Here is a 6,725-nt window from a genome sequence, read left to right on the forward strand (position 1 = left end):
GGACTGTTTCTCGCTCTTGTAGCACCTCTAAAACAACTTTGGTTTTAAACCCGGAACTGTAAGTTTTCCTTTTCTTCATGACAACAAAAATAATACAATTTATTAATGATACTTGTTGTCCAAGATTTGGGGGTAATTATATTTAACTCTCCCACCTTGTAGGTATGTCTCAAGGTCTTTACGTGCGAAATACAAACGCTTACCACGCTTCATGTAAGGCAGTTCACGCTTTGAAACTTTACTGTAAATTGTCGGGACTGATAAATTTAGAAACGTTGCCGTTTCATCGACCGTTAGGAATTGATCCGCCGGATCCTGTGGCTGTACATTTGTGATAACCTTGTACAACTCATTAACCTTTCTGGTTAATTCTGTTACCGCTTCGGGTAAATCATTAAAACTAATTGTTGTCATATCTTTTATTATTTAATAGTGATATGACAAAACTAAAGCTTTACATAAGTGATGTTATAGTATTAGTAATCCGCTTAATATATTAGTAATCGTTTTAGTAGTTTTAGTTATTTTAGTAGCTATTTGTTGAAATTATTCATTGTAGTATCATATGGAAAGCCTTCGAAATAGTCACTCAATAATATTGCATATTCTCCTCTATCTCCCTGTTTTCCGCTATTTTTCCAATAAGAATGAAATAAATTTCTTATCTCCCTTTTTGTAAATTTCCCTATTAATTTAAATTTATGCTCTGGTGGTTCTTGTAATTCAAAAGCCTGTTTGATCCACTGCATAAACTCGCCTTTCTTCATGTTCTTTTCAAGGTCTTGGAAATGGTCTATAACGCTATTAATATCATCGCTATTGAAGTTATTGGTTATAATATCGACCGGATCATCTTCCGACTGTGGTGCCGGTGACTCCGTTTGTGTCCGCTTCATGTCGCTTACATCGGTGAAGGCTCCGAAAAACTCCGTTAAAGCTAAATCTAAATCACAGGATAATAAGCCATTCAAAAAATTGCAAAAATCCGTTTCTTTCCTGAATGTAAGATACTTTTCTTTAGCTTCAATTATCTTTTTTTCTTCAGCGGGTTTTATTTCTTCAGTGGGTTTTATATGGTCACCTAAATGTTTTCCAGGGTTTAAATTATTCCTTATCTCTATAGTTAAATTTTCGTATAACTTCAACTCCTTTGCTTTGGAATAAATTAGATTGTTCCACGTTAGATTATGATATAGTTCTTCTTTTTCTGATTGAAGTTTATTAAACTCTCTCATATCTTTATAGTTTTCTCTCGGCTTCAAACGGTACTGTTTGACACCAATCTTATAAATCTCTTCAATCGTCTTAACATCGTCCTTCATGTGACTTCTGTTGTCATGAAGGTAATCAATAAATTCAAGTATACTTTTACGATAATTTTTCAACTGATCTGCTTTTAATGTCATAACTGTATTATTTAATTGTGTTATTGTGCCTTTTTGTTGAATGAAAGTAGAACATCGGTCTGCTTGCTTATCTGATCGCTCTCAAAGCTGTCAAGGTAATTCTCTGTTACTCCCAGGCTACTATGTCCCAGTAGGTCGCTAATCATCGCTATATCGGTGCCGGATCGCTTCAGGATCGTAGCAAATGAATGCCTGGCAAAATATGTAGTTACATTTTTATTAATCCCTACATTCCGGGCTATCCGCTTCATGTATTTGTTGATCGTTTTGATTAATTGCTGTGATACTTCTTGTTTCCTGGTTGCTGTGATGCCTTTCTCATAGTGCGGAAAAATGTAGCTTCCGGGAACAACCGACCGGATACCATATTTATTTATGATCGCCCATGTTTCAGGTTTTAATGATACGGTGATTTTTTTCGGTTTCTTGTTTGTACGCTTGGTCTTCTCTCTCTGATAGGTTAAAATGTCGCCGTCTATATTCTCCCATTTCAAAGAACAAAAATCTTTAACATTCATACCATTGCATAGGTAGAGGAACATCCAGTAATCACGTGCCATTGCTTCCGTTCCGGTGGCTTCATAGTTGTAGATACGTGCTATTTCCTCAATGGTCAATGCCTTTTTGATATTTTCACCGGACGGAATTTCATATTTTCCATATCCAAACGGATATAGTTTTTTGTCGATGTCCTGTTTATTATAAATCGCTCTCAAGGCTCTCAAGTACATTCCTACGGTAGTGATGCTTTTGCCATTATCCAACATCCAACGCTCGTACTTCTTTAAGAAACTCGGTGTTATATCGGTAAACTTCAAGTTCTTTTTGAAATCCTCAAGGCTCTTTATAGATGCATCGTAATTTATGGCAGTCCCGGTTCTTTCTTCAGCTTTAAGGTCATCTATGTATTTTTTAAAAGCATAATATACGCTATTAAAAACGTCCCTACCTTCATGATACATTTCATCAAATTTTTCAAAAGAAAAGGCTGTATCTAATTTATCTATTATATTATCTGCTTTTTGATAATATCGGTTCAGTTTTTTATGTATCTCTTTTTGATCCGGTGTCCTTCGTTTGGCTGTTAGTATCTTTTCAAGTTCACTTGGTACAAAATCTTTGTCTTCTTTCTTTCCTTTTCCCGGCTTCAAGTCTATATCAGTAGAGTAGTACATATATTTCCTGTTAAAATAAACTCTAATCTTAACATTACATGTTCCGTCTTGCTTCGGGTGGTACGTGTCAAGGAAATAATCTGCTTTTGCCTTCATGATCTTTTGTTTTAATTCTGTGAAAAATGTGAAGGTTTTTTTAAAACCTATTCACTCAAATGAATTTTCAATGTTTTAAAGCTTCAATACAATTTCAAAACATTTTCAAAACAAAGATAGTATAATAACTATAAACAAACAAATAGTATCTATTAAATAAACAGTTGTTATACAATGGTATTACGGTGTTTTATTACTCTTTTATTATCTGTATAATTTGCGTATTTTTTTGACTGGCAGTCAAAAGGTCATCGGTTCGACTCCGATATTCTCCACAAACACAAGTGATAATCAATTTATTTAAAGTGTATCGGACTAAATGACGGACTATTTCGAAAATCGGGTGAATTTCTGTCTGTCAATACGTGCCCTTGCCCGCTTGACTGTCTTAGATTTTTCTTTAGAAGCGTTTGAAAAAATAGGACAAAGTTTTCTCTTCATTTTCAGTAATTTCCAGTAGAGTCTCGTCTATTTCGCATGCATCTTCAATCAATTGCTCTACTATTTCCTGTATACTTTTTCCTTTCGGTAAGTCATTTATGTTGACACTTGTAAAGCGATAAAGATACACAATATCATCCCATAGATTCATTAATCTGTCATACTCATTATACACTTCATCATCATAGTGAAATGCAAATAGTCTTTGTGCAAAGATATTGATTATTTTCACACTATCAACTTATAAGATTATTTTTTTCTTTTACACAACATCCCGCACTTTTAAGATATCAATACTTTATATTCTTGAAGAGTACCCTGTTTTCCCGGGCTTCATTGAGTCGAACCAATATTTTTTCCCGGTTATAATCGGAGAAATCATTATTCTCACTGCCGGTGATCAGATTGAGCAGATCTCTCAATTCCTGGTCCGAAAATTGTTCCATGATCTGGTCGAATGGCTCTTTGGAGCCTATCTCGAAACGGATAAAGGCGAGCCTCGATTTTGCAGTTGGAAAATCAGGGGCAATCTCCAGCAACTCTTCCAGATACCCGGCTGCCTGTTCAAATTTCTCCTGGGCCACACTGATGTTGGCTAACCTGTCGAGTACATCTTCGTTTCCTTCCGAAGCAAGGGCTGCTTTCATATAGGCCGTTTCCGCCCCGGCAAAATCTTCGTCATGAAAAGCCAGCTCTCCCTCTAACATAAAATAGTCAAGTGTTTCTCTTTCATCTTCCGGAATTAGGGAAAAAATCTCTTTCGCCTGCTCATAATCATCTTTATTGATATGCACAAAAGCACGTTTGGCCATGATACCTTTACTTCCCAGCGCCGCTTCTCTCTTATCGATGAGGTCCATCATTTTATCATATTGCTCCATAGCGCTATAGGCTTCCAATAAAGAATCATATATCGTTTCATCGTCAGGTGCTTTTTGTAAACAATCCTCAAAAAGGACAATGGCTCCCTGGAAATTATCGTTCAGATAAAGCGATAAAGCTTTCATCTTTAACACGTTTACATCATCCTCATTGATCGTAAGCGCAAAATCAAAAGCATCCACCGCTTTGTCATGCTGTTCGTTCATGGAATAGAGCTTACCTATATTCACCCATCCGTCATACGAATAAGGGTCGATATCAAGCAACAAGTTGTTGTATTCTATGGCTTTCTCCAAATTGCCTTTCATCTCATAAGCATAGGCAAGGTCGACAATGGTGTCGCTGTTCGTGTCATTGATCTTCATGCTCTCTTCGAGGAACGAAATGGCACGGTCGAACAGATCCACATCATTGAACATATATCCCAGTTCGGTAATAAAAAAATAGAGGTCGTCAATGGGAAGTTCCTGTTTCAGTGTACTGTTGATGAGTTGATCGGCGTCGGCATGTTTTGTAAGGTGCAGCAGCGATTCTATCCTCAACAAAGCCAGGTCCACTTCCCCATCGTCCGAGATATGTTCCATATAGTCGAGCGCATCCTGGTACATCTCCGAATAAACAAGGGTTTTAGCTTTCATCAGCATCAACTCGGAACTGCCGGGATGCATCTTCAACCCCTCATTAATGAGTTCTTCGGCTTCTTCGTTATCCCCTTCCGCATTGTAGTACTCGGCAAGCATGGCAAACTCGTCGGCATCGAAATAGATCTTCCTGCCGAGTACACGCATATGCTCATACTTCTCAATCAATGAGTTTATGTCCAGTTCGTTATCTTCCATTTACAGTCTCCAACGAGCATCTAACAAGTCGTCCAATAAAACGGGTCATTATTTTTTCCAGGAATCCTTGAGGGCAACCGTCCGGTTGAATACCAAAGCATTTTCTGTGGAATCCGCATCCACATTAAAATAGCCGATCCGTTGGAATTGGAAGCTATCCAGCGGCTTTGCCCCTTTGAGATATTCTTCCATCTTACATCCCTTTCTCACGATAAGTGAGTCGGGATTCAATAATTCCCTGAAATCCTTTTCTTTCTCACTTGCCGGGTCTTCCACCATAAAAAGGCGGTCATAAAGTCTTACCTCCGCATCTATACTATGTGGCACGGAGACCCAGTGGATGGTTCCTTTTACTTTCCGGTTGGAATCGGGCATACCGCTCTTGGTCATCGGGTCATATTCGGCATACGCCTCTATCACGTTTCCCTCTTCGTCCTTCTTGCAACCGGTACATTTTATGATATATCCGTTCTTCAGACGTACCTCATTACCGGGTGTCAGGCGGAAGTATTTCCTGGGAGCCTCTTCCATGAAGTCATCACGTTCTATCCATAGCTCGCGGCTGAATTTCACTTTTCTACTCCCCATGCTTTCATCCTCCGGATTATTGATCGCCTCCATCTCTTCTACCTGGCCTTCCGGATAGTTGGTGAGGACCAGTTTGACGGGATCAATCACCCCCGAGACACGTATTGCATGGGCGTTCAAATCTTCGCGCACTGCATGTTCCAGCAAAGATACATCATTGATGGCCTCATATTTCGTATAGCCAATCTTGTCGATGAAACTGCGGATCGCCTGCGGTGTATATCCTCTACGGCGCATACCGGTCAGGGTCGGCATCCGGGGATCATCCCATCCCGACACCAATTTCTCCTGTACCAATTGCAACAGCTTACGCTTGCTCATCACCGTGTAGGTGAGGTTCAACCGGTTGAATTCGGTCTGCCGCGGACGGTAATCACTGTCGGCCAGTTGATCGATAAACCAATCGTATAACGGGCGGTGTACTTCGAACTCCAAAGTACAAAGTGAGTGTGTCACTCCCTCAAAGTAATCCGACTGTCCATGTGCGAAATCATACATCGGATACGCCTTCCATTGCGTTCCGGTACGGTGGTGTGGAATATGGATTATCCGGTAGATAATCGGATCACGGAAATGCATATTCGACGAAGCCATGTCTATTTTGGCGCGCAATACCATCTTTCCTTCGGGGATCTCACCACTGTTCATTTTCTCGAATAGTTCTAATGATTCTTCGATGGGACGGTCACGATAAGGGCTATGCCTTCCCGGCACAGTAGGAGTTCCTTTTTGTTTTGCGATCTCTTCGGCCGACTGTTCATCCACATAGGCTTTGCCCTCTTTGATAAGTTTTACGGCAAAATCCCACAACTGCTGGAAATAATCGGATGCGTAATAGACATTCTCCCAATGAAATCCCAGCCATTCTATATCTTCCATAATGGAGTCCACATACTCCACATCTTCTTTCACAGGATTGGTATCGTCGAAGCGGAGGTTACAGATACCGTTATATCTTTCTGCGATGCCGAAATCGAGGCAAATCGCTTTGGCATGCCCGATATGCAGGTAGCCGTTGGGTTCCGGCGGAAACCGCGTCTGTATGCGGCCGTCGTTTTTTCCTTCTTTCAGATCGTTTTCCACAATCTGTTCTATAAAATTAAGGCTTTTCTTATTGTCTTCCAACACTGGACTTTCTGTACTCATATTATTGAATTATATGATTATCCGCAATCAGTCCTAAACATTTATTAGGATAATTGCTGGAAAATCGGTTGATAATTAACGATATATATTTTCTCATATGATAGAAAAGTAGTATATTTATAGTCTAAATATCAATAGATTATGAACCTACT

Annotated in this window: 6 protein-coding genes; all 6 read right to left on the reverse strand. The window is 39.4% G+C overall.

The features are described from left to right. Positions 1-102 precede the first annotated feature (102 nt). Positions 103-414: a helix-turn-helix domain-containing protein gene (locus ABV001_RS11310; RefSeq protein WP_352422903.1), complete on the reverse strand. Its 312-nt coding sequence runs from the start codon at positions 412-414 to the stop codon at positions 103-105. A gap of 119 nt (positions 415-533) precedes the next feature. Next, on the reverse strand, positions 534-1,406 hold the full coding sequence (locus tag ABV001_RS11315) for a hypothetical protein (RefSeq protein WP_352422904.1): 873 nt from the start codon (positions 1,404-1,406) through the stop codon (positions 534-536). Positions 1,407-1,426: 20 nt separating this feature from the next. Next, positions 1,427-2,677 (reverse strand): tyrosine-type recombinase/integrase, encoded by a 1,251-nt coding sequence (locus ABV001_RS11320; RefSeq protein WP_352422905.1) that lies wholly within the window; start codon positions 2,675-2,677, stop codon positions 1,427-1,429. A 400-nt stretch (positions 2,678-3,077) separates the two neighbouring features. Beyond that, on the reverse strand, positions 3,078-3,350 hold the full coding sequence (locus ABV001_RS11325; RefSeq protein WP_352422906.1) for a hypothetical protein: 273 nt from the start codon (positions 3,348-3,350) through the stop codon (positions 3,078-3,080). Between the two features lie 58 nt (positions 3,351-3,408). Further along, positions 3,409-4,839 (reverse strand): tetratricopeptide repeat protein, encoded by a 1,431-nt coding sequence (locus ABV001_RS11330; RefSeq protein WP_352422907.1) that lies wholly within the window; start codon positions 4,837-4,839, stop codon positions 3,409-3,411. Between the two features lie 48 nt (positions 4,840-4,887). Further along, positions 4,888-6,573: a glutamine--tRNA ligase/YqeY domain fusion protein gene (locus ABV001_RS11335; protein ID WP_352422908.1), complete on the reverse strand. Its 1,686-nt coding sequence runs from the start codon at positions 6,571-6,573 to the stop codon at positions 4,888-4,890. Positions 6,574-6,725: the final 152 nt, after the last annotated feature.

It is taken from the genome of Proteiniphilum sp. (assembly GCF_040307845.1).
In the GTDB taxonomy this organism is placed as follows: Bacteria; Bacteroidota; Bacteroidia; order Bacteroidales; family Dysgonomonadaceae; genus Proteiniphilum.

Excerpts from the sequence above, each read along its gene's own strand:
- ABV001_RS11310 (WP_352422903.1), bottom strand. The coding sequence starts at position 414 with ATGACAACAATTAGTTTTAATGATTTACCCGAAGCGGTAACAGAATTA.
- ABV001_RS11330 (WP_352422907.1), bottom strand. The coding sequence starts at position 4,839 with ATGGAAGATAACGAACTGGACATAAACTCATTGATTGAGAAGTATGAG.
- ABV001_RS11335 (WP_352422908.1), bottom strand. The coding sequence starts at position 6,573 with ATGAGTACAGAAAGTCCAGTGTTGGAAGACAATAAGAAAAGCCTTAAT.
- ABV001_RS11320 (WP_352422905.1), bottom strand. The coding sequence starts at position 2,677 with ATGAAGGCAAAAGCAGATTATTTCCTTGACACGTACCACCCGAAGCAA.
- ABV001_RS11315 (WP_352422904.1), bottom strand. The coding sequence starts at position 1,406 with ATGACATTAAAAGCAGATCAGTTGAAAAATTATCGTAAAAGTATACTT.